The 22,246-nt window shown below is 70.0% G+C and carries 19 protein-coding genes; 14 read left to right on the plus strand and 5 right to left on the minus strand.

Annotated features, from left to right (window positions below; translation table 11 throughout):
- Positions 1 to 7 precede the first annotated feature (7 nt).
- Both ODJ79_RS12530 and ODJ79_RS12535 read left to right on the plus strand, forming a co-directional pair.
- Entirely contained in the window at positions 8 to 367 is a 360-nt protein-coding gene (locus ODJ79_RS12530) for a nuclear transport factor 2 family protein (protein ID WP_263023557.1), read from the plus strand.
- Positions 368 to 977: 610 nt separating this feature from the next.
- Positions 978 to 3,068, plus strand: a complete 2,091-nt coding sequence (locus tag ODJ79_RS12535; protein ID WP_263023558.1) for a serine/threonine protein kinase — start codon at positions 978 to 980, stop codon at positions 3,066 to 3,068.
- 38 nt (positions 3,069 to 3,106) lie between these two features.
- Here ODJ79_RS12535 and ODJ79_RS12540 read toward each other — a convergent pair whose 3' ends face one another.
- Together ODJ79_RS12540 and ODJ79_RS12545 are read right to left on the minus strand one after the other, a co-directional pair.
- The gene (locus ODJ79_RS12540) at positions 3,107 to 3,418 is read right to left on the minus strand and encodes a hypothetical protein (protein WP_263023559.1); all 312 of its coding nucleotides are present in this window, start codon (positions 3,416 to 3,418) and stop codon (positions 3,107 to 3,109) included.
- 52 nt (positions 3,419 to 3,470) lie between these two features.
- Entirely contained in the window at positions 3,471 to 4,217 is a 747-nt protein-coding gene (locus ODJ79_RS12545; RefSeq protein ID WP_263023560.1) for an alpha/beta fold hydrolase, read from the minus strand.
- Positions 4,218 to 4,432: 215 nt separating this feature from the next.
- On the opposite strand from ODJ79_RS12545, the gene ODJ79_RS12550 reads away from it, so the two are divergent.
- Genes ODJ79_RS12550 through ODJ79_RS12560 form a run of 3 tightly spaced genes read left to right on the plus strand, consistent with a single transcriptional unit; the run spans position 4,433 to position 8,219 of the window.
- Positions 4,433 to 5,062, plus strand: coding sequence for a PadR family transcriptional regulator (locus ODJ79_RS12550; protein WP_263023561.1), 630 nt, complete (start codon positions 4,433 to 4,435; stop codon positions 5,060 to 5,062).
- Positions 5,059 to 5,799, plus strand: a complete 741-nt coding sequence (locus ODJ79_RS12555) for an ABC transporter ATP-binding protein (protein WP_263023562.1) — start codon at positions 5,059 to 5,061, stop codon at positions 5,797 to 5,799. Before ODJ79_RS12550 ends, ODJ79_RS12555 begins: the two co-directional genes overlap by 4 nt.
- A gap of 2 nt (positions 5,800 to 5,801) precedes the next feature.
- Positions 5,802 to 8,219 carry an FtsX-like permease family protein gene (locus tag ODJ79_RS12560; RefSeq protein ID WP_263023563.1) on the plus strand — a complete coding sequence of 806 codons (2,418 nt, stop codon included), beginning with the start codon at positions 5,802 to 5,804 and terminating at the stop codon, positions 8,217 to 8,219.
- A 37-nt stretch (positions 8,220 to 8,256) separates the two neighbouring features.
- Here ODJ79_RS12560 and ODJ79_RS12565 read toward each other — a convergent pair whose 3' ends face one another.
- Positions 8,257 to 9,069 (minus strand): glycosyltransferase, encoded by an 813-nt coding sequence (locus ODJ79_RS12565; protein ID WP_263023564.1) that lies wholly within the window; start codon positions 9,067 to 9,069, stop codon positions 8,257 to 8,259.
- Positions 9,070 to 9,315: 246 nt separating this feature from the next.
- Between ODJ79_RS12565 and ODJ79_RS12570 the strand changes: the two genes are divergently transcribed.
- The 3 genes from ODJ79_RS12570 (at position 9,316) to ODJ79_RS12580 (ending at position 11,725) form a co-directional block, all read left to right on the plus strand.
- Complete coding sequence (locus ODJ79_RS12570) at positions 9,316 to 9,813, plus strand: nucleoside deaminase (RefSeq protein ID WP_263023565.1); 498 nt, start codon at positions 9,316 to 9,318, stop codon at positions 9,811 to 9,813.
- A 73-nt stretch (positions 9,814 to 9,886) separates the two neighbouring features.
- The gene (locus ODJ79_RS12575; protein WP_263023566.1) at positions 9,887 to 10,765 is read left to right on the plus strand and encodes a class I SAM-dependent methyltransferase; all 879 of its coding nucleotides are present in this window, start codon (positions 9,887 to 9,889) and stop codon (positions 10,763 to 10,765) included.
- A 561-nt stretch (positions 10,766 to 11,326) separates the two neighbouring features.
- Entirely contained in the window at positions 11,327 to 11,725 is a 399-nt protein-coding gene (locus ODJ79_RS12580) for a hypothetical protein (protein ID WP_263023567.1), read from the plus strand.
- A gap of 138 nt (positions 11,726 to 11,863) precedes the next feature.
- Here ODJ79_RS12580 and ODJ79_RS12585 read toward each other — a convergent pair whose 3' ends face one another.
- Complete coding sequence (locus ODJ79_RS12585) at positions 11,864 to 12,064, minus strand: hypothetical protein (protein ID WP_263023568.1); 201 nt, start codon at positions 12,062 to 12,064, stop codon at positions 11,864 to 11,866.
- Between the two features lie 590 nt (positions 12,065 to 12,654).
- Between ODJ79_RS12585 and ODJ79_RS12590 the strand changes: the two genes are divergently transcribed.
- The 4 genes from ODJ79_RS12590 to ODJ79_RS12605 all read left to right on the plus strand — a co-directional run bounded on the left by ODJ79_RS12590 (position 12,655) and on the right by ODJ79_RS12605 (position 20,179).
- Positions 12,655 to 16,278, plus strand: a complete 3,624-nt coding sequence (locus ODJ79_RS12590) for a CHAT domain-containing protein (RefSeq protein ID WP_263023569.1) — start codon at positions 12,655 to 12,657, stop codon at positions 16,276 to 16,278.
- Positions 16,275 to 16,592: a hypothetical protein gene (locus tag ODJ79_RS12595; RefSeq protein WP_263023570.1), complete on the plus strand. Its 318-nt coding sequence runs from the start codon at positions 16,275 to 16,277 to the stop codon at positions 16,590 to 16,592. Before ODJ79_RS12590 ends, ODJ79_RS12595 begins: the two co-directional genes overlap by 4 nt.
- Positions 16,589 to 17,242, plus strand: coding sequence for a hypothetical protein (locus ODJ79_RS12600; RefSeq protein WP_263023571.1), 654 nt, complete (start codon positions 16,589 to 16,591; stop codon positions 17,240 to 17,242). The genes ODJ79_RS12595 and ODJ79_RS12600 overlap by 4 nt, the downstream gene beginning before the upstream one ends.
- A gap of 951 nt (positions 17,243 to 18,193) precedes the next feature.
- Entirely contained in the window at positions 18,194 to 20,179 is a 1,986-nt protein-coding gene (locus ODJ79_RS12605) for a hypothetical protein (protein WP_263023572.1), read from the plus strand.
- A 92-nt stretch (positions 20,180 to 20,271) separates the two neighbouring features.
- Here the strand turns inward: ODJ79_RS12605 and ODJ79_RS12610 are convergent, their stop codons facing one another.
- Positions 20,272 to 20,490 carry a hypothetical protein gene (locus ODJ79_RS12610; protein ID WP_263023573.1) on the minus strand — a complete coding sequence of 73 codons (219 nt, stop codon included), beginning with the start codon at positions 20,488 to 20,490 and terminating at the stop codon, positions 20,272 to 20,274.
- A gap of 291 nt (positions 20,491 to 20,781) precedes the next feature.
- Here ODJ79_RS12610 and ODJ79_RS12615 point away from each other — a divergent pair, with 291 nt between their 5' ends.
- Both ODJ79_RS12615 and ODJ79_RS12620 read left to right on the plus strand, forming a co-directional pair.
- A complete protein-coding gene (locus ODJ79_RS12615; protein WP_263023574.1) occupies positions 20,782 to 21,558 on the plus strand; it encodes a hypothetical protein in 777 nt (258 codons plus the stop codon).
- A gap of 41 nt (positions 21,559 to 21,599) precedes the next feature.
- On the plus strand, positions 21,600 to 22,223 hold the full coding sequence (locus tag ODJ79_RS12620) for a ribonuclease D (protein ID WP_263023575.1): 624 nt from the start codon (positions 21,600 to 21,602) through the stop codon (positions 22,221 to 22,223).
- The last annotated feature ends 23 nt before the right edge of the window (positions 22,224 to 22,246 follow it).

The following is a 22,246-nucleotide window of genomic DNA, read 5'->3' on the forward strand; positions in this document are numbered from 1 at the left end:
GCGCACGATGACCAGTCTCGACGCGGTGACGGCGTGGATCGAGAACTATCGGAAGGCATGGGAGTCGAATGATCCCCGTGACATCGGTGACCTTTTCGCGGAGGACGGCGCGTATTTCACCGAGCCGTTCGCAAAGCCCTGGCTGGGCCGGGACACCATTGTCGAGCAATGGATCAAGAATGCCGACAAGCCCGGCACCACGACCTTCGAGTGGCACCCATTGATCGTCACCGACGAGCTGGCGATCATCGAGGCGACAACGACCTATCCGAAAAAGACGTTCAGCAACCTGTGGGTGCTGCGGCTCGATAACCTCGGCCAGGCCCGGCAATTCACCGAATGGTGGATGAAGCACCCCAAGAAGTAGCAGCGGTCGCGCCGGACCCGACGTGTGGCCGGGCCGCGCGTGCCGGCTGGGCGCTGCCGCGGCGGGTCCCGGCCGGGCGCTGCCGGGGCCGGTGCCGGCCGGGCGCTGCCGGGGCGGGTGTCAGCCGGGCGCTGCCGCGGCGGGCCGGGCGCTGCCGGGGCGGGTGTCAGCCGGGCGTTGTCGGGGCGGGCCGGGCGCTGCCGGGGCGGGTGTCAGCCGGGCGTTGTCGGGGCGGGTGTCAGCCGGGCGTTGTCGGGGCGGGCCGGGCGCTGCCGGGGCGGGTGTCAGCCGGGCGTTGTCGGGGCGGGTGCCGGCCGGGCGCTGCTGGCCGCCGTCCCCCTGATGGGCGATCTGATCGCTCCGGTCACGAAGATCCGGCGGTGACGCCGGGGGAGCGGCGATCCGCGGCCGTGCGAGGTTGTCGAGACACTCGAGCCGTGCGAGCTGCTGATCGTGCACCGTGCGGTTCTGCCATCGGCGTTTCCATGCTCTCGACCTGTTGTCAGTGGCCGCGGAAAAGCGTTATTCGATCATGTCGGAATTTGAAATGTGAATGTCATTCGAGTGGTCCGGATGTGCGATTTTCCCGCCGGACGGGCACACTGCCACGGTGGAGGTTCGGCAGACGCTCGGCGGCCGCTACAAATTGCTCGACGAGCTCGGCAGCGGCGGCATGGCGGTGGTGTGGCGTGCCCGCGACGAGGTGCTCGGGCGACCAGTCGCGATCAAGCTGCTCGCCGGACGATTTGCCGGAGATCCGCGGTCCCGTGCCAGCATCCGGGACGAGGCGCGGGCCGCCGCGACCCTGTCCCATCCGAACATCGCCCAGGTCCACGACTACGGCGAGACGGCCGACTCGGGCACGCCGTACGTGGTGATGGAGTTGGTCAACGGCCCGACCCTGCAGGAGCGGGTGATGGCGGGCAAGTTGCCGCCGCGCACGGTCTTCCGGATCTGCGGCGAGGTGGCGGCAGCATTGGCGGCCGCACACGCGCACGGACTGGTGCACCGCGACATCAAGATGGCCAACATCATGGTCACCCCGGCCGGCGCCAAGGTCGTCGACTTCGGGATCGCGGCCGCGGTCGGCCCGGCCTCGCCGGAGGAGATGCTGGTCGGCACCCCCGGCTACCTGGCCCCCGAGCGCCTGATCGGCGACCTGGTCGTGCCGGCGTCGGACGTCTACGCGCTCGGCGTGCTGCTCTACCGCCTGCTGGCCGGAGTGTCGCCCTGGTCGGTGGAGAACACCGCGCAGATGCTGAGCGCGCACGTCTATCAGGATCCGACACCCCTGCCGGCCCTGCCCGGCGTGCCGCCTGCGGTGGCCGATCTGATCGACCGCTGCCTGCGCAAGGATCCCGACGCCCGGCCGAGCGCGACCGAGGTGTCGGAAACGCTGGCGGACGCGGCCGAGGCCGCGCATCCCGATGTGGTACGTGGTCCGCTTCCGCACATCCCCGCCCCGGCGGACGGCCAGGCCGACAGTCTCGACGCCGATACCTCGGTGCGTGCGCGCCCGCCGCGCGATGCGCCCGCCGACCCGGGCGGCGCCCAACCGAATGCCATCCCGGCGCCGGTCAGCGGTGCCCGATCGGGTGCCACGCCGGAGCCGGTCAGCGGCGCACGGTCGGGTGCCACGCCGGAGCCGGTCAGCGGCGCACGGTCGGGTGCCACGCCAGAGCCGGTCAGCGGTGGCCGATCGAGCGTCATCTCGGAACCGGCCAGCCGTGGCCGATCGGGTGCCGCGACCGAGGGGCGGAAGCGGGCGCCGACCCCGGAATCGGCCGGCGGAACCGTGGCTGCCCGCATCGGCGCCGGCGCGGCAGCCGAGGCAGGGCCAGATGCGCGTGCTGGGCTGGTCGCCCGCGTCGGGTCGGTCGCTGGGCCGGGTGCGGGTGCTGGGCCGGGTGCGGGTGCTGGGTCGGGTGCGGGTGCTGGGTCGGGCGGCCGGGCGGTGTCGGGTGCTGGGCTGGTCGTCGAGGCGGGCCCGGTCCGGGGAACGGGCGCCGTCGTGGGTGGGAGGTCGCCGGCCGAGACCGTGATCGGGGCGGCCGGACGGAACGTCCCCGCGAGGCGGGGGGAGGATCGTGCGGGCGCGGGCGGGGCTCGTCGCGTACCCGATCGGAAGTTGGCCAGGCGAAGGCGGATCCTGCTGGGCGGGGCCGTCCTCGCGGTGACCATCGCGACGCTGTTCGGCACGGCGCTGAGCGGACCGTCCAATATCGACGGTCTGACCCCGCAGCCGGCGGTGACCGCCACGGCGGCGCCCAGCGTGAGCAATCGCATCCGGGCGCCCGCCACGCGAAACGGAACCGCCGTTACCCCGAAAGCCGCCGCGGGACGGGCGATGCGGCCGCCGATCACCGGGCGCGGGCCGTCCGTCTCGGTCAGCGCGGACCGCGCGCCGGCCGCACGCGCCAGTTCGGGGCGATCACCGGCGTCGGTGAGCCCCTCGGGCGGCGGTCCGGCCGGGACGGCGGGTACGCGGGTCGGCTCGCCGGGCGGCTACGCCTATGCGACGTGCGACCAGGGCATGGCCGAGCTGACCTCGTGGCAGCCGAGCCCGGGCTACGCCGCGGTGGAGGTCGAGGCCGGTCCGGCGCTCACCACGTCGGTCGTCTTCGAGGGCACGCTGGATCGCTACCGGATGACGGTGACCTGCGTGGCGGGCGGCCCCACCGCGGTCGTGCTGCCCCTCTGAAAGAGTGTTGGGGGCCCTGATCAGGCCCCCAACGGGAGTCATTCCGCGTAGCGAGTGGGCGGGAACGGGTTGTCCTCGCTCAGTGGTGTCGTCTCGCCTTCCGCCTCCTGGCGGGCCGTCACGCTCTCGATGTCCTGCTCGACCTCGTCGAACGCCGGGTCGAACGGGACGGGGTCGTCGGTGGCCGCGGGCACGTCGGCCGGGTCGTAGTCGGACACTCCGGCGTCGGCGCGCTCGGCCTCGGTGCGCCGGTTCAGCTCGTCGTCGTCGAGGTGTGCGGGCGTGCCGCCGTGGAACCGGCGGTCGCGACGGCCCTCGGCCGCCTCGGTGTGGAAATCGTCGCTAGCCATCCTCGCCATCCTTTCGCGATAGCCGTCCGGCCCAGATCTACCACGACGAGGTCTATCTCGCCGGGGTCGGAAAGTGGGCGGCGAGGAACGACAGCAGGGCGGCGTTGACCACGGCGGGGGATTCCAGCCCCGGGAGGTGGCCGGCGTCGTCGACCACGACGAGCTCGCTGCCGGGGACCAGCTTGCTGATCAGCTCGGCGTCCGGCAGGGGGGTGTAGACGTCCCGCGCGCCCACCACGATCAGCGTCGGGACCCGTACGTCGGCCAGGGTTTTCTGGTAGTCGGGGCGCTCGGCCCGGCCGCGCAGCGCCGCGGCGGCGCCCCTTGGAGCGGTGGCCAGCATCATCCGGCGGACGTGCGCGGCGACCTCGGGCAGCGCGGTCACGTGCTCCGGCGTGATCATCTTGTCCAGCACCTCGTCGGCGTAGCCGGCCATGCCCTCGGCCAGCAGCCGGTCGGCGAGATCGTTGCGGTAGCGGTGACCATCCGGCGTCTCGCCGACCGGGGAGGTGTCGGAGAGGATCAGGCCGGCGACGCGCTCGGGGTACCGGCGGTAGAACTCCATGGCGATCTGCCCGCCCATCGAGACACCGCCGACAATGGCCCGACCGTCGAACTCGGCGGCCAGATCGCTCGCGAAGTCCGAGAGGTATGTTATTTCGCCCACCTGGCGCGGGTCTGCACCGTATCCGCGCAGGTCGGGTGTGATGACGTCGTACCCGGCCGAGCGCAGGGCCACCGCCTGCGGATCCCATAGGCTGTGGTCGAACGGATGGCCGTGGATGAGCAGGATCTTCATGCCGTCGACGCTTCCTCGTTCCGGCGCCGGGGACAACGGCCAGTTCGGGCCTGTTGGCCCGCGCGGCGCGGCCACCCACTGCCGCGCCGCCCGGGCGAATTCATGGTGGTATCCGCTTCGAGCCGAGTCAACGCCTAACTTGCGATGACTTTCCGATAGTTTCAGCCGGGCCCGGCTCTTGCTTCCCGTGCGGGGCTCGACCGGAAGATCAACAGGTGGCTGAAACTATCGAGGTCTGGACCGGCGCCTATATACTCAGTATTATCCTCGGTACGAGCATCCGGCACGCCCTCTTGGCCCTGCTGGCCGAGGGTCCGAAGTACGGTCTGCAACTGCGCGAGGAGTTCGAGTCGCGCACCGGTGAGGTCTGGCCGCTGAATGTCGGGCAGGTCTACACCACCCTCCAGCGTCTCGAGCGCGACGGCCTGGTCGAGTCCGACGGCGAGGCCGACGGTCCACAGAAGAGCTTCCACCTCACCGAGGGCGGGGCCGGCGAGCTGGCCGAGTGGCTGCGTACCCCGCCCGACCTCTCCGCGCCGCCCCGCGACGAGCTGGTGATCAAGGTGCTGGTCGCGGTGCGCCTGCCCGGCGTCGACGTGCACGAGGTCATCCAGGCCCATCGGCGCTATCTGGTCGAGCTGATGCAGCAGTGGACCAGGCTCAAGAACGACGAGGCCGAGTTCGACCTGAGCCTCGCCCTGGTGGTCGACGCCGAGCTGTTCCGGCTCGACTCGGTGATCCGCTGGCTGGACGCCGCCGACGGCCGGATCCGGCGCGCGCCCGCCGACGCCCCGGCCGGCAAGCCGGCCGTCGCCCTGCGCCGCAAGATCGGAGTCCGACGATGAGCGTCCTCGAGCTGCGCGCGGTGTCCAAGGTGTACGGCCAGGGCGTCACCGAGGTCGTCGCCCTGCACGACGTCGACCTCGCGGTGGATCCCGGCCAGATGGTCGCGGTGATGGGCCCGAGCGGTTCCGGCAAGAGCTCGTTGCTCACCATCGCCGGCAGCCTCGAGGCGCCGACCTCGGGTGAGGTGCTGGTCGGCGGTGGCAAGCTCGCCGAGATGTCCCGCGACGAGCTGGCCCGGCTGCGGCGCCGCTCGATCGGTTACGTCTTCCAGGATTTCAACCTGCTGCCCGGCCTGACCGCCGTGGAAAACGTGTCGCTACCGCTCGAGCTGGACGGCCTCTCCGCCCGTCGCGCCCGGGCCGCCGGGATGACCGCGCTGGAGCGCCTCGATCTGGCCGACCGGGCCGGCCACTTCCCCGACCAGCTCTCCGGCGGCGAGCGCCAGCGGGTCGCGATCGCCCGGGCGGTGGTGGGCGATCGCCGGCTGCTGCTGGCCGACGAGCCGACCGGCGCGCTCGACTCGTCGACCGGCGAGGCGGTGATGCGCCTGATCCGGCAGGCCTGCAAGCAGGGCGTCGCCGCGGTGGTGGTCACCCACGACGCGCAGTCGGCCTCCTGGGCCGACCGGGTGATCTTCCTGCGCGACGACCGGGTCACCGACGGCACGTCCCCGCCGGCCGGCCCCGAGTCCCTGCTCGCGCCCGGCCCGGGCTTCCCGTCGGGGCCGGCGCTATGAGCATGGCAGCCAGGCGGGCCGTGGTGCGCTGGGCCTGGCGGCTGTTCCGGCGCGAGTGGCGGCAGCAGGCGCTGGTGCTCGCGCTGCTCACCCTGGCGGTGACGGCGACCGTGTTCGGGCTGGGCGCGGTGGCGAACGCTCCGGCCTCGCCGGCCGCGGTCTTCGGCAACGCGGACTACCGGGTCGGCCTGCCAGGCTCCACTTCGGACCTGGCCGCCCTGCGGGCGTCCTATCCGGCCGCCGAGATCATCGAGCATCGGAAGGTCACGGTCCGAGGGTTGGCAACCGCGCTTGACGTACGCGGTCAAGCGCCGGACGGCCCACTGGGAAAGCCCAAACTTCGGCTGACCGATGGGCGTTACCCATCCGGCCCCGGCGAGGTGGCGCTGACCGCCCGCGTCGCCCGCCTGCTGGGCCTGCACGTCGGCAGCGCCTGGCGTCCGTCCGGCACCTCGTGGACGGTGGTCGGCCTGGTGGAGAACCCGCTCGACCTGCTCGACACGTTCGCCCTGGTGCAGCCCGGCCTGCCCGGCCCGGTCGATCGGGTCGAGATCCTGGTCAAGGCCACGGGGGCGCAGTTCGCGGCGGTGCACCGCCCGGACGGCTCGACCGTCGACTTCCGCGGGGCCGGCGACGTCAACGCCGGCCCGCAGGCCGTGCTGATCCTGGCCACCGTCGGCCTGCTCTTCGTCGGCCTGCTCGCCGCGGCCGGCTTCACCGTGCTCGCCCAGCGCCGCCAGCGCGCGCTCGGCATGCTCGGCGCGGTCGGCGCCCGGCAGCGGCACCTGCGCCTGGTCACCCAGGCCAACGGCGCCCTGGTCGGGGCGGTCGCGGCCGTGGTCGGCGGCGGACTCGGCCTGTTGATCTGGTTCGCCGCCGCCACCCGGCTCGAGGGCCTGGTCGAGCACCGCATCGACCGCTTCGACGTGCCCTGGACCGAGGTCGTGATCGCGCTGCTGCTCGCCTTCCTGACCGCGGTGCTGGCCGCCTGGTGGCCGGCCCGTGGCGTGGCCCGGGTGCCGATCGTGGCCGCCCTCTCCGACCGGCCGCCGCGTCCCCGGCCAGCGCACCGCTTCGCCGTGGCCGGGGTGGTGCTGACCGCCGCCGGCCTGGCCCTGCTGGTCGCGTCCAAGCACTCCCGCCCCTTCCTGATCGTCGGCGGGATCCTCGCCACGGCGGTCGGCATGCTGCTGCTCGCCCCGCTGGGCGTGGCGGCGCTGGCGGCGGTGGCCCGGATCTGCCCGGTCGGTCCCCGGCTCGCACTGCGCGACCTGGCCCGCTACCGGGCCCGCTCGGGCGCCGCGCTGGCCGCGATCTCGCTCGGCACCGGCATCGCCGCCGCGGTGGTGATCGGTGCGGGGGCAGCCCAGGCCGCCGGCGAGGCACCGCCGACCACCGGCAACCTGCCACCCGACCAGCTCATCGTCTGGCTCTCGCCGGAGCGTATCTCCGGTCCGGTGCCGACCCTGTCCGCCGAGGATCTGCGGAACACGCAGGCCGGCGTCCAGTCGGTCGCCGACGGGCTGCACGCCCGCTGGACCCTGCCGCTGGTCGGCGCCCTCTCCCCGAAAGCTCAGCCGATGGGCGGCGCGAGCGGGGTCGACGGCAAGCCGGTCGCGGTGCTGGGCATCCCGGAGCCGGGCGACGGCGGTCACACGAGGTACAACGGGGATACGATGATCCCGCTGCTGGTCGCCACCCCGGCCCTGCTTCAGCGGTACGGCATCGACCCGGCGAGCATCGACCCGGCGGCCGAGGTGCTCACCGCGCGCACCGACCTGTCCCGCTACGACCTGCTGACCGGCGCCGAGCGGCCGCACAAGTGGCAGCCCGCCGTCCAGCGGGTGACCCTGCCGGTGTACACCTCCGAGCCGATCGTGCTGCTGACCGACCACGGCATGCGGAGTCTGGGACTCGACCCGATCACCGTCGGGTGGCTGATCCAGGCGCCCGCCGCGCTCACCCCAGCGCAGGTGGACAAGGCGACCACCACGGCGATCGCCACCGGCCTGAGCGTGGAGACCCGCCCGGTGCTGGCCGACATGGCCCGGTTGCGGGCGATCGCGACCGGCATCGGGGTGGCGGTGGCGCTCGGCGTGCTGGCCATGACGGTCGGGCTGATCCGCGGCGAGGGCGCGCGCGATCTGCGTACGCTCACCGCCAACGGCGCCGGTGGCGGCACCCGCCGGATCCTGGTCGCCGCCACCGCGGCGGCGCTCGGCGGCCTCGGCGCGCTGCTCGGAGTGACGGGTGCCTATGCGGCCCAGATCGCCTGGTACGTCCATCAACTGCATTGGCTTGCCGAGGTGCCGTTGATGAACCTGGCCGGCCTGGTCGTTGGGCTCCCGCTGGTCGCGGCCGTGGGTGGCTGGCTGCTGGGCGGGCGGGCCCCGTCGGCGATCGCCCGCACCCCGCTGTAGCCGGCGTCGACCCGGGACGGCCCGGTCCTACTGATGGTCAGGTGCCGGCCTTGGACTGCAGGTGGTTCCACCAGAGCCGGCCGAGGCGGGACACCGCGGCGCCGATCACGCGGTCGGTGATCGGGACGCGATGGCTGACGGCCAGGTCACGGATCAGGGCGGCCTGGGCGGCCTGCTGCTCGACCGTGACCTGGCTGGTGGTCGACGCGTCGTGCAGGCGGAACGCGGCGAGGCTCTCGCCCTGGCCGATGAGGTCGCCGTGGTCCAGCAGGCGTACCCACAGGTCCAGGTCCATCAGGAGGGGCTGCTCGGTGGCGAAGCCGCCGGTCGCGTCGAACGCCTCGCGCCGGAACAGGACCGAGCCGGGCTCGCCGATCGGGTTGCCGCCGTGCCGGACGACCGCCCGGGCGACCTCGTCGCGGGTGCGCCGGCCGAGCAGCCCGCGCAGGCCGCCGCCGGCCCTGACCGTGGCGCCGTCGGCGTCGACCAGGTCGCGGCGGCAGGCCACCAGCGCCGCGTACCGCCGGACCCGCAGCTCGGCGACCTGGGTCTCCAGGCAGCGCGGATAGATCAGGTCATCCGCGCACAGCACCTTGACCAGCGGCGATCGGCTCAGCTCGACGGCGCGGTTCCAGTTGTTCGCCATCGGCAGGACGTTCTCGTTGCGCTCCAGCCGGATCCGCGGGTCACCCAGGCCACCGACGATCGCCGCGGTGTCGTCGGTGACGCCGTTCTCCAGGACGACCAGCTCGAAGTCGGTGAAGGTCTGGGCGAGCACGCTCTCCACCGTGCTCCGGATGAAGCGCCCCGCCCGGTACGCCGGAACGACGACGCAAACCGGTGCAACCATCCCAAAAGGGTAAACCGTCAGGCTCTTGTGGTCCCGGTTGTCGCCGACTCGATCCCCTGCCGCCACGTAGACCCACGCCCGCGCGCCCGAGGCAAGCAGCACGGCCGGGTCCCGCAACGTCCCATACGAGAAACAACAACGGCAGGCCCGGTCCTGCCCGGCGCGAGCCCGATCTTTAGGACTCGTCTGCTTGCCGTTGGACTCGGCCCCTTGCCGCCGCCACGCCCGACTGATTTGCTGCGGATCATGACCCCCGACGAGTTGGTGCGGGCCGCGATCGAGGTCGCCGAGGAGGGCATGGCCCACGGCGAGTTGCCGATCGGCGCGGTCATCGAGATGGGCGGCGAGATCATCGCCCGCGCACACACCCGCGACCGCTCGTGGGGCCGTCGCCTGGTGCACGCCGACCTGCTGGCCATGACCGAGGCGGACGAGAAGCTCGGCTGGGCCCCGCGCCCGCATCCGCTGCGCCTGGCCGTCAATCTGGAGCCCTGCCTGATGTGCCTGGGCGCGGCCATGGCCCTGAAGGTCGACGAGGTCTACTACGGCCTGGATTCCCCCGCCGACGGCGGCAGCGCCCTGGTAGCCGACTGGCCGGCCAGCCCCGACCTCCCGTGGTACACCCCACCGGCGATAACCGGCGGCCTACACCGGGACGAGGTACAAGACCAGTTCCGCCGCTACTGCAACCAGGCCCCGGATTCCGGCTTCCGTACGTGGGCCCAGACGCTGCGATCGAGATAGCCGCACAACCTCAGACAGCACCGATCGCCCAAATCACCCCTAACCAGGTAAAATAACTCGATACTCTGCCCGCATGTCCGACACCCGTACGCTGATGTCAGCCACGGTCGCCCAGGATCTGGACACGATCAAGGGCTGGTTCAATGCCAGTGACCGGCGCATGTTCGCCCGCATACTGGAGCGTCAGGCGCGGCTCGGCGAGCTCGGCGACGTCGTCGAACTCGGCTGCTACCTCGGTAAGAGCGCGGTGCTGATCGGCGACTACCTTCGGCCGGGCGAGACGTTCACGGTGCTCGACCTGTTCGAGTCCGACGCGCCCGACGCCGAGAACTCGGTGGAGATGCAGCGGTCCTATTCGACCCTGACCCAGGCGGCGTTCGAGCGCAATTACCTACGGTTCCACCCCGACCTGCCCGTCGTGGTCAAGGCTCCGTCGTCGGCGATCGTGGACCATGTCGCGCCGGCCTCGTGCCGTTTCATCCATATCGACGCCTCGCACCTCTACGAACACGTCGCAACCGACGTCGACTCCGCCTGCAAGCTGCTCCGGCCGGATGGGATCGTGGTGTTCGACGACTTCCGCGCCGAGCACACCCCCGGCGTCGCCTGTGCCGTCTGGGAGGCCGTGCTCAACAAGGGGCTGCAGCCGATCTGCCTGACCGAGTCGAAGCTGTACGGCACCTGGGGCGACGCCGGGGGAGTGCGCGCCGATCTCGAGGCCTGGCTGTCCCACGACCCGTTCGGCTTCGTCGAAACGCAGCGCGTCGCCGGCCATCCGATGCTGCGCGCCAAGGTCCGTCTCGCCCCGGCACCCGCCGTCGCCCACCCGTCAGCACCCAAGCCGGCCGCACCGATACCCGAGCCGCACCCGCGCACGGGCCTCCGCAGGATCGCCAAGGATTGGCTACCCCCGGTCGTCCACGCCCGTATAGCCGCCGCGCGCAGGCGCTGACCGACTCACCCCGCCGGCGGAGATCTTCCCCGCCCGACGCGCGGCCGACGCCCGCTCCCATCCGATACGTCCTGACCGTGGGTCCTGGGGGCTCGGCCTCCAGGAGAAATAGCACGAGTTCCCTGGCCACTACCGCCCCCAGGCCGGGGCGATGACGACCACAAGCGCCCTGGACACCGCGGCGGGCGTATCCCACGTGCGTGTCGGGCGATGCCTCAACCCATGGACCGGCCCACCGATATTGACCCTTGACCAGGCCAACAACGGCAAAGGGCGATACCCATGCAGCACGGCGAAGGCCAAGGCGTCCTCGTCCGCCACCGGCGACGCTCCAAGTTCCAGCTGCGCCGGACGTGGGTTGGGGTTGGTGCTGCCGGTGTCGTCGCGGCCGGTGTCATCGCGTTCGCCGGTTCCTGGCACTCAAATAGCCCGAGCAAATTCGTGGACGCTGGTGCGGTCGCGCAGGGAGTTCCGGCGACCCCGGCAGACTCGCCCTCTCCGACCACTGAGGCCCCGTCGGCGGCCCCGGTGTACACGCCGACGCCGTCACCGGTCCGGACGGTGACCACGGCAGCGCCTCGGCCCGTCCACCACAACCCGACCCCGGCGCGGCCGAAGCAAACCCCACCTGCCGAGCCGGAATGCAACCCGGACCCCGACGAGATCTATCAGGCGAAGGCCGACATCCAGGAAGCGCTGGATGAGGAAAGGTCACCCAGCTATGGACCCGGCGACAAGGCGGTCGCTGACTACAACCTAGCGGCGGCGAGGCGGGAACTGAACGATGCGTATGCCTGCACCACTGGTGAGGATCACCACGACCTGGACGTCATGGAGGCCCGGGCGTACCTCGAATTGGCCCGGCAGCACGTCCGGGAGGCCACAACGCAGGGCGACCGGATGGAAGCCATCGCGGACGTCAATAGGTGGGTGCGGCGGCTGACCGAACTCGGGCCGTAGCGCTCGACGCCGCCAGCGCGGCGAAGCCCTTGGGTCACCCGGAGGGCGAGCCGGCCACTGTCCGATCTGTGGCGCCAAGGTGATCGAGCCGGTGCCGGCCGAGGAATGCGCCGCGCTCCAGATCGGCATCACACCACTTCAGAAGATGTAGAAGTGCAGAATTTCAGGCCGCCCCGTGGCCAACTCGTCCGGGCGCCGGCGGCTGCCCGTCGTCGGCGCCGGGATCCCGGTCACCGCGATGGCCAGACTCCGGCCGGCCAGCCGGCGCCGGGCCCGCGCCACCAGCGCGTCCGGGTCGGCCGGCTCTGGCCGCGGCGGTGGGCTGGCAACCGCGGTCATGATCGCACCCGTTGGCGGCCGCCCACCCCGGTGGCGGAATGGGCCGGTCAGTCGCCGGAGGCGCTCTGGCGCAACTACGCCAAGTGTCTCGATCGGGGACAGACGGGAGCTCCGACGCCCAGTGGAGGCCGGCTACCCGAGGCGATGCGACTTCGGCACGTATTCGGCACGGTGCCTGGTGATCCTCACATTAGGGAGGGGCCAGAAGGCTTCCGTCGCGCGGGCTCTGCCCGATCGGGCCGGGCCGCCGGCGGCAAGCACATTCCAACGCTTGCCGCCGGGGCCGGTCTGATTGCCTCTGGCGCGCGATGGGAAGCCGCTTCCGGAGCGCCCGCCGGAGGCAGGGATTCTCGGCTGGCCATAGGCCGCCCCACGGCAGGACCGCTGGAGGCATACCTTCCCCTGCCGTCCGCCCGAACGGATCGCGGCAGTCAAGCGCAGCGATTAGTCCGTCTCCTGGCACGCAGATCTGCTGGCCCGTTTGGGCGGGTGGTTTGTCGGGTTGGTGGTTGCCCGTGGTCATTCGACGGTGGTCGACTGGTCGTCTATCGATGACCGTTGCGGGCAGGAGGCGGACGCGGGTGGGTGTCGTGCTGCGGTTGACGCAGGCCGCGGCGGCGGGCGGTCAGCATGTGGTGACGACGCGGGTGACCGGGCTTGAGGACATTCCCGAGGCGTCGGCGACGAGCCGGTTCGAGTTGTCCATCACCGACGAGGACCGGGAGCGGATCCGCTGGTACCTGGAGGACTTCCTGGAGTACCCGCTCGACCCGGCGCCGGAACTTGCGGCGGGTGTCGAGTCGCGGTTGGCCGAGATCGGCACCCGGCTATTCCAGCTGGTCTTCGCGGAGGAGGAGGCGCGCGAGCTGTGGGCGAGCGTGCGCGGAACGCTGCACGAGGTGCGCGTCGAGGTAGCCTGCGAGGTCGACGCGGCGGCGATCCTACCGTGGGAGCTGCTGCGGGATCCGCGTACGCTGCGCCCCGTCGCGCTGGAGGCCGCCGAGTATGTGCGGGTCAACGCCCAGCCGGCCAAGCGGGTGCCGCGACGGCCGGCCGACGACGCCGATCGACTGCGGGTGCTGTTGGTGATCTGCCGTCCCGGCGGGGGCGACGACGTGCCGTTCCGGTCGGTGGGCGCGCTGCTGCTCAAGACGCCGCAGGCCCGGGAGGTCCTCGGCCTGACCGTGCTGCGGCCGCCGACCTTCGCCGCCCTGTCGTCGGTGCTGGAGCAGGCCCACGCCGCCGGAAAGCCGTTCCACGCGGTGCATTTCGACGGCCACGGTACCTACCTGCCGGCAAGCCGGTTGCGGGGTGGGGGCGTGCCGGTCAGTCCGGCCAGGTACGGCCTGCTGTCCCCGCTGCGCGAGGGCACGCACGGGTACCTGCTGTTCGAAGACCCGACCGCGCCGAACAACCAGCAGCTGGTCGACGGCCCGGCGTTGGGCGCGCTGCTGGCCCGCACCGGAGTCGGGGCGCTGGTTCTGAACGCTTGCCGCTCCGCCTACGCCGAAGCCGCCGACGAGCCCCGCACGGACCAGGCTGACGTCCACTCGCAGGTCCGCGGATACGGCTCGCTCGCATTGGAGGTCAGCGACGCCGGCGTCGCCGGGGTCGTGGCCATGCGTTACAACGTGTACGTCGTCACTGCGGCCCAGTTCGTCGCCGACCTCTATGGCGCACTGCTGGCAGGACGCACGCTAGGTCGCGCGGTGTCGGTGGGCCGGCAGCAGTTGGCGGCCCAGCCCAACCGCTCGATCGCCTTCGAGCCCCGTCCGTTGCAGGACTGGTCGGTGCCGATCGTCTACGAGACGGCGCCGATGAAGCTGCTCCAGGCGAAGCGGAACACGGTTCAGATCACCGTGGGACGGACCCAGGGCCGTCTGGCCGGGTTGCCACCCGCCCCCGAGGTCGGGTTCTTCGGCCGCGACGAAACTCTGCTGGCGCTGGACCGGGCTTTCGACACGCATCGGATCGTGCTGCTGCACGCCTACGCCGGCAGCGGAAAGACATCCACCGCGACGGAGTTTGCCAACTGGTACACGGCTACCGGAGGCCTCACCGATCCGACGACTGGCGAACACGGGCCCGTGCTGTTCTCGTCGCTGGAGCAGCACACGCCGTTGGTCGCGCTCCTCAACCAGCTCGGCGCCAAGCTCGACCCGGTTCTGCAGGCCAACGGGATCCAGTGGCTGAGCCTGTCGCAGGCTGAGCGGCGGGAGGTAGCTCTGCAGCTACTGAGTTTGTCGCCGGTGCTGTGGATCTGGGACAACGTCGAGCCGGTCGCCGGGTTCCCGGCTGGGATACCGTCGGCCTGGACGGCCGACGAGCAGCGCGAGTTGCGTGACTTCCTGCAGGCGGCGGCCGGGACGCGAGCGCGGTTGCTGTTGACCTCGCGCCGCGACGAACGAGGCTGGCTCGGCGAGTTGCCCATCCGGGTCCGGTTGCCCAAGATGCCGATGCTCGAACGCATCCAGTTCACCCAGGGCCTGGCCGCCCGGCACGGCCACCGGATCACCGCGGTGGCGGACTGGCGGCCGCTGCTGCGCTACAGCGACGGCAACCCACTCACCATCACCGTGGTGGTTGGGCAGGCGCTACGTGCCGGATACACCGCCAAGGCCCAGATCGAGGAGTTCGTGGACCGGCTGCGGTCGGGCGAGGCCGACCTGGACGACGCGGACGAGGCGCAGGGCCGGTCGCGGTCGCTGGCCGCGTCGCTCACCTATGGACTGACAGCCGCGTTCACCCCGCCGGAGCGCAGCCAGTTGGCGGTGCTCAGCGTGTTCCAGGACACCGTCGACGTCGACGCCCTAGTGGGCATGGGTCACGAGAGCAATCCGTCGGCGGTGCCGGCATTGGCCGGGCTGACCCGCGAAGCCGGGATCGGCCTGCTCGACAGGGCGGCTGAGATCGGGTTGCTCACCGCCCTCGGTGGCGGCTACTACGCGATTCATCCGGCGCTGCCGTGGTTCTTCCGCCGGCTCCACGCCAGCCAAGGGGACTCGGACGCGGCGGCTCGAGTGCAGGCCGCCTACATCACCACGATCGCCTCCCTCGCTAACACATATTTTAGTTGGTACGAGGGGCGTTTGGCCGAGGTGGTGGACATCCTGCGGTTGGAGGAGGCGAACCTGCTCCACGCTCGGTCCCTGGCCCGCGCCGCCGGCCGATGGAACGATGTGATCAGCTGCATGCAGGGTCTGCTTAACCTGTACGAACACACCGGGCGCGGCGCCGAGTGGGCCCGCCTCGTCGACGAACTCGTACCGGACCTCGTCGACCCGGACACCGGCGGCCCCCGGCCCGGCCTCGCCGGCGAGTGGGGGTTGCTCACCGATTACCGGGCCAAGATCGCCCGGGAGGCCCGGGACTGGACCGCAGCGTTGTCGCTGCAGCAGGCCCGTGTCGAATACGATCAGAAGGAAGCCGCCGCCGCACTCGCTACCGCCCCAGACCGGCGCACCGACGTAGACCGCCTCCTTATCCGCTTCCTATCCGTTGGCGAGCACGCCCTCGGCCAGATCCTTCGCCAGCAGCAGGACCCCAACTGCGTAGCCCATTACGAGCGCTCGGCCGACCTGTCCCGCGCCATCGGCGACCGTCTGATAGAGGGCATGTGCGCGTTCAACCTGGGCCACGCCCACCTGCTTATTCCGTCGCTGCGGGACCTTGACCAGGCCGAGCGCTGGTACCGCCGCAGGCTCGACCTCACCGACGAACGGGACCGCCTCGGCCGGGCCCGCACCGTCGGACAGCTCGGCACCGTGGCGTCCGAGCGGTTTCGCGATGCCCGCGACGCCGGGCAGCCGGAGCCGGTGCTGCTGGAGCACCTCAACGCCGCCGTCGACGCGTATCGGGACGCCCTGGACCTGCTGCCCGCCGACGCGACACCCGACCTCGCCACCGCGCATCACCACCTCGGCGACGTTTACACCGAGGCCAGCGAGTACGACACCGCGCTGACGCATTACCAGCAGTCCATCCGCCTCAGGGAGGCGGTCGGCGACCGCTACCGCGCAGGGCAGACCCGCTACAGCGTCGCATTCCTGTTCGCCTGCGCGGGACGCACCGGCGACGCGCTGCTGTACGCCCGCGCAGCCCTGGCCGACTACGCGCCCTACGGCGCCGGCGCAGCCGCCGACATCGAGGTCGCCCAGAGTCTCATCGCCCTGCTGGACCCGCCCGCCGATCCGACACCGCCCGGAGCCCCATGACCAACGCAGCCAACACACCGACCGGCGGCACGCCGTACCGACCGGACCCGATCCCCGGCTGGGGGAACACCGTCGGGTCCTGGCCGTGGCAACCCTGGCTGGAACACGACGTCCAACTCGGCTGGATGAAAGCTGGCGACTGCCCCTACTGCCAGCATCCTATGACCGTCCACCAGACCAAGCAGCGCTACGCCCCGCCGATGGACTGGAAGCACGCCCAATGCAACTGCGGGCATCCCCACGAGGGCAGACCGACCGACGAGCCCGTCAAAGGCTGCGGGCAGCAGGCCGACATCCGGGCCGCGTCGTCGTGACCGGACAGCCACCGCCCGACCCGCAGTCGCGGCCGCACCAGCCCGGCCCACCCGACGCGGCGGAGTGGGACAAGGCCGCCGTGACCTTCGCCACCGAACAACTCACCCGGATCCGGGCATCGGCGACCGCCTGGACCGGCACCGTCGGCACGCTGCTCGGCCTGTTCGGCGCGGTCGCCGTCATCGGCGGCACCACCAAGCTCGCCGACGTGCCGAGCCCGACGCTGCGCTGGGTCATCGTCAGCTTGGTCGCGGTCGCCGGCTTGCTGGCCGGCGCGTCGATCGCGACCGGCGTGCGGGCCGCCCATGGGGCTAGCCTGCGAACCTCCGACAACTGGTCGGGCAGCGCCTACCGGGCCGCCGTAGTCACCAATACCGACGACGCCCTTAAGTGGCTGCGGTGGGCCCGATGGACCGGCCTGGCCGCCGCGCTCACCGTCTTCACGATCGGGCTCCTCGGGCTGATCAGCGTCGCCGCCCAGCCCAAGCAGACGGCCACTACAACCGCCGTCGTCGTCGACCAGACCGGCACCGCCACGTGCGGACTGATCGGACGCACCACCAACGGTCAGCTCACCCTCAACGGCACCCCGATCGGCAACGTCCGGGACATCACCCCGGTCACCGCCTGCCCCACCCCTGGGAGATAGCCCCACATCCCGGGCGGTCTCCACCTGGCTGAACGCGGGCATCTCGCCTACCCAGGTCGCCGAGTGGGCCGGTCAGTCGCCGGAGGTGCTGTGGCGCAACTACGCCAAGTGCCTCGATGGGGGACAGGCGGAGCTTCGCCGCCGGGTGGAGGTCGGCTACCGGCCGCCGGGCGGGGCGCATGGCTTCGGCACGTATTCGGCACAGATAGTCGTGGACGGCCGATGACAGCCGGACGCGGTCGGACACCTGTTCGATGAGGCTAAGGTTGTTTCCGCGTTCACTGATCCGGACGGCATCCCGGCCGCCGGGTACTCAGCCCGAGTGCTCCGGCGCAACTACCCCAAGCAGCGCCCTCGAATGGAAGCGGGCGTCGACCGCGCCGCGCTACGTCCGCACCGTGGGGGTCTGGGGGCTCGGCCCCCAGGGAGAAATAGCACGAGCTCCCGGTCCGCGCATCACAGCGAACAGAGAGCTCCCAAGATCGTGCCCCCGGCAGGATTCGAACCTGCGCTTTCGCCTCCGGAGGGCGACATGCAGGCGGTCCCCCACAGTAGCCCTGACCTGCCCGAATCGCTGATCCGAAGCGGCCGGGTGCCGCCTTTTCGGTAGCCGTCCGGTAGACGCTCGGCCATCGAGGGCGTCCTGTCCACGGCGTCACCGAGTCGGGAAGTCATCGGGGCCGTGGCAGCGCGGGTGTAAGATCTCGTGCGACTGACCTAGTCGAGTCCGCCATCGAGCGGGGTCACCGGGGTCCGGAGTCGGCGCGAGGTCCCGAGGAATCGTCTCGCCGTACGCCAGACCTCGACCCCATTCCACCGGTGACGGAACGCGAGTTAGCTCGGTCGCCAGATCGGACCCACGCCACGCGTTGGAAGGGCCACTGGGACGAGTCCGCGGGACTGCGCCCCAATGTCTGGGTGCCCTGTACGTTCCGCCTCTTAAGGACTCGTATGTCTCAGACGACCCCGTTCGTGCTCGCCAAGCAGCCGATCGACTTCCCCAATCTGACTACCGGCGTGGCGGTGAAGAATGCCGCCAAGCGCTTCGAATCGGCCTGGAAGCTCCCTGACGAGGCCGCATTCGCGCTGGCCGCAGCCCTCGTCGACCCGGCCGCCGACCGGCAGGCCATCGACCCGAAGGACGTGGTCGGCCATCTGCGCCCGATCCAGACGCCCGACGGTAATTTCCTCCTGACCCTCAATACGCGGGTGTGGACGGCGCTCATCTCCGGCGACGGCGGTAACGGTCGCAGCCGGTACGTGATCCAGACGAGCCCGGCCAACGGTGTGCGCCCGCGCCCCTGGCCGATCGGCCGTCACCACCAGCCGGCCATCGTTGACTACCACCCGGCCGCGTTCGAGGACATGACCTCGGCCGTGAAGCTGAGCGCGGCCGCGATCCGCTCGGCGGACCTGGTGACCCAGGTCGGCCGGAACCCGCGCGGTGTCTGGAACCCGCCCGTGGTCGTGTTGGCCCGGATCCACCTGAAGGTGGCCGACGGAACCCGCAAGGACCTCTGGTTCCTGCACACGATCGACGGGAGCACCCGGGTCGAGGCGTGCCACGAGTTGACCGACATCGCGCCGACGGCGCCGATCCAGCACTGTGAAGCCTCGCTGGACTTCCTGCGCACCACGCACGCCCGCCTGATCGAGAGGTTCAACACCACCCCGACCTCGCCGCGGAGCCTGGCTGCGGCGCGAGCCGCGACGATGCCGGCCCTGATCGTGGTCGGGGTCGTCGAGCCCGACGGCGTGACGCCCATCCAGACCGGCTTCCAGGTCGTGATCAATGACTATGTCGAGAGCGTTCATGTCCAGCCACGGCAGTTCTCCCCCGCCGCCCAGAGCAACGTGATCGGCGAGCGCTTCGTTCTGACCCTGGAGGAGCGCGAATGGCTGACCGAGGCGCAGACCCAGGCCATCCTGGGTCGCGAGCCGGACATCGACGGCAAGCCCACCGTTCGGGCCGCCACCCTCGTCAAGGCGGTGTGCGACCCGGAGAACGCGCCCCTGGTCCGCGAGTTCGTCGTCACCGAGGACAACGGCCGGTTGACGAAGATCAAGCGAGCGAAGCTGATCGGCCCGCTGGTCGTCCGGCAGTTCGAGGAGGCCGAACCGACGGCCGAGCGCGCTCTCATGCGGGCCTTCACCCCCGAACTGCTGATGTTCCCGTGGGATCTCTCCGACGACGACAGCGAGACGCTCCGCCTGCGGTGCCTCGCCGACCTCGACAACGGCGACGTCCGGTCCTCCTCGATCGCCGAACTCATGGCCCGCGGGGGACCGGCGCTGTGTGCCGCCGGGCTTCTGCTCAGCGACCAGGAGTCGACCGTTAAGAAGATCAGCGACCTTCGCGGCAGTGTCGATAAGGTCGTGGAGGGGCTCGCCAAACGGATCGGCGGCGTCAACGTCCTCGCGGATGCCGTGGCGTGGGCCGACGGCGAGGTGCGGGAGCGCCCGCGGCAGTTCGACCTCGAAGGAAACGTCAAGACGGACCTCCACGGTGACCCGCTGCACTTCAGCAAGGATTGGTGGGTCGGCAACATGGGGGTTCGCGCGCTCGCCTTCACCGCCGACGGCGAGATTCCGTCGGGCAAGTCGGGACCCGGTTCCGACGACGACGATGAGCTGGCGAAGTCTCCCGAGGACGATTATCGGGCCAAGGAGAGCAGGCTCATCGAGAACCTCATGGCGGCCAAGCAGCGCCTGGCGGACATGTACGCCGCCGTGGACGAGCAGCAGCGCAGGCTGATGCCTCGGCTCAAGCTGCGCAAGACCGAGCTGTACGAGGAATTCCCTGCATACCTGACCAAGCTCTACAACCGATACGGCCAGGACGAGGACGACATGCTCGCGGGCCTCGGCGAGGACGAGCTTCCCGACGTCGACCCGGTGGAGGAGGAGCCCGAGGCCGACGACGAGGAGGAGGAGTGACGAGTCGCCTCACTGCGGCGGACTACCGCGATCTGTGCGTTCTCGTCGGGAGCGCCCTGGACCATCCCCGGCCTGCCGTGCAGGCAGCCGGGTCAGATTGTGGCTGGCCGGTCGGCATCTACCTTCTTGGCCACCGTCACCCCGTCTCGTCCGGTCTGCTCATCGACTATGTTGGCAGCGCCGTACGCGTCGGCTCGGACATGGCCGCTCGGATGCGTGAGCACCTGCGCACCGAAGCGAAACGCGCGCGCTTCACCAGCCAGGTCATCATCCCGCTGCGAGCCGACATCGCCGTCCGGGAGGTCCGCCAACTAGAGGGATCCGTCGCGCGTGCGTTAGGCGTCCCAGCCTGGTGTCAACGGGTTCCCGGCGGCAAGTAACCGGGGGGATGGCGGCGCTCCCAGAGGGTGCCGCCATCTCCGCTCTATTCGCCTGGGCTGGCCTGTACGAGAGGTCCGACGAGCAGCAATCGGTCAGGTAGCCGGTTCCGCCGCTGGTAGTTGCCTTCAGGCTGTCTGGCCAGTTGATCCCTTCAGGAGATCGATCGAGGCTAAATTGTCGTACCCCCCTCGTAGTGTCCAGTACATGAAGCGGAGGTTGCAGTGTCGAGTACCCCTCTCAAGACGATCAACACGTACAAGTACCTGCTCGCGGGCGTTCCCGTCTTGCTGGTCGGGATCTGGTTCCTATACCTCGGGAGCGATCAGACGCGTTTCTGGCGAAGCCACCCGTCGTCGCAGGCCTTCCTGGAAGCGCTGGGAGGTCTTCTCATCGTCACCGCGGGGTTCTCCATGTTGTGGGAGCTGATGGGAAAACGGGCATTTGCCCGCGAACTGATGGAGTCATGGCGAACGTCAGCCGATCTGGAGGCGGCCGGCATCAAGCGTGTTACGGACCAGTTCTATGACGCAACGCTCTGGGAAGACTGCTTTAAGGGCGTTGAAAAACTAGACATATTCGTCGCGTATGCGAACACATGGCGCCGCATGCATATGGCAAAGCTGAAGGAGGTGGCAAAGAAGTCGAGCGGGCGTATTCGTGTATACCTCGCGGATCCTGACGATGACCTGACAATGAAGACGTTGTCGGCACGCTTCGAGACGACGCCGGACGATCTGCGCAAAAAGATCGCGGAAACTAAGGATGAATTTGAATCTCTACGAGTTCCCGGCGGCGCCAGCATTGAGGTCTGGTACTGGGCAGGTGACCGCGTCTTTACTTTCTATCGATTCGACAACACTGCTGTTTTTGTCCCTTATAAGCATAGCGAGGGCCGTTCATCGTCGCTCCCGACCATCGCTTGTCGGAACGGTGGCTTGATATTCCAGTTCGTCTACGACGAACTCGTCTCCATTAGGGGCGGCAGTCGACCGGCGTAGCCGTCGATTGGCACGGTTGCTTAAAGAGAAAGGCTAGGTAAATGACGGTGACGATCAACGTCGTACGCGGCGATATCGATGAAAGCTTGTTTGGCGCTCTCGTTGCTGCCGGTGAGATGGCCTGCGACATCGAAACGAGTGGCCTGAATCCGAAGCTGGATCGGATCGGCACCGTCCAGATACACGCTGCGGGCGTGGGAGGCGTGATCATTCAGGTAGGCCGACGGCGGCCCGACCGACTCTGTCGCCTGATTGAGGATCAATCCGTGCGGAAGGTATTTCACCACGCGATGTTCGATCTTCGCTTCATGACGGCTCACTGGAATGTCACTCCGAGCAATGTCGCGTGCACCAAAATTGCGTCTAAGATTCTTGAGCCGCAAATTGAGAATAAGTGCCACTCATTGCAGCAGCTATTGCAGAGACGCTTGGGTGTCAGCATCAGCAAGGACCAGCGGCTTACCGACTGGCTTACGTCGGATCTGTCGCAGGAGCAGATCCGATACGCGGCAGCCGATGTCGAATTCCTGTTGCCTTTGCTTCAGGCGCTAGAGGGGGACATGGCGCCCGCCGGCCTTCTGGCGCTATTTCAGCAGTGTCTCGAATTCATTCCCGCTCGTGTCCGCTTGGAATTGGGCGGATGGCCAGACGTGTTCGCATACTGATGAGAAGCGCTGGCATCGGGCCG

It is taken from the genome of Actinoplanes sp. KI2 (assembly GCF_025630775.1).
In the GTDB taxonomy this organism is placed as follows: domain Bacteria; phylum Actinomycetota; class Actinomycetes; order Mycobacteriales; family Micromonosporaceae; genus Actinoplanes.